We start from the raw sequence: 602 nt of genomic DNA on the forward strand, positions 1-602 counted from the left end.
GGTGTGGTGGATCAATGAAGGCCTGATGGTCCCGTTCTTCCTGCTGGTCGGTCTGGAAATCAAGCGAGAGGTCTTGTCTGGACGCCTATCGTCATGGCGCCTGGTCACAGTGCCGGCCGTGGCTGCGCTCGCCGGAATGATTTTTCCAGCAGCTATCTATCTCGTCGTGGCAGGCGCAGACCCGGTGCAGCGAGCTGGATGGGCGATTCCCACAGCGACGGATATCGTTCTCGTTCTCGGTTTGTTAGCTTTCCTGGGCGACCGCGTATCGATAACCGTCAAGGTTTTTTTGACTGCGCTCGCTATGTTCGACGATATCGGCGCTGTTCTGATCATCGGCTTGTTTTACGGTCACGGGTTCTCATTTCCTCCTCTGGCTGTCGCGATAACAGCATTGATACTCGCCCATGTAGTGGCACGGTTCTGGCGCTTCAGCTGGACCGTGCTTGCCCTGCTTGGCGTAGTTCTTTGGGGAGCGATTCTGGAGGCGGGTATCGAAGGAGCGATAGCTGGGGTTCTGATCGGCATTCTCATTCCCTTTGAACGTGAGCGCCCAGACAACACACGCTCATTGAACCGGGTGCAGTCCGGGCTGAGGCCCT

Annotated in this window: 1 protein-coding gene; it reads left to right on the forward strand. The window is 57.1% G+C overall.

Going from position 1 to position 602, the window contains the following annotated elements; all coding sequences use genetic code 11:
- On the forward strand, positions 1–602 hold a 602-nt coding region (locus PKF00_RS44075), incomplete at both ends, for a Na+/H+ antiporter NhaA (RefSeq protein ID WP_271223762.1).

It is taken from the genome of Streptosporangium carneum, from assembly GCF_027922005.1.
GTDB classification, from domain to species: Bacteria; Actinomycetota; Actinomycetes; order Streptosporangiales; family Streptosporangiaceae; genus Streptosporangium; species Streptosporangium carneum.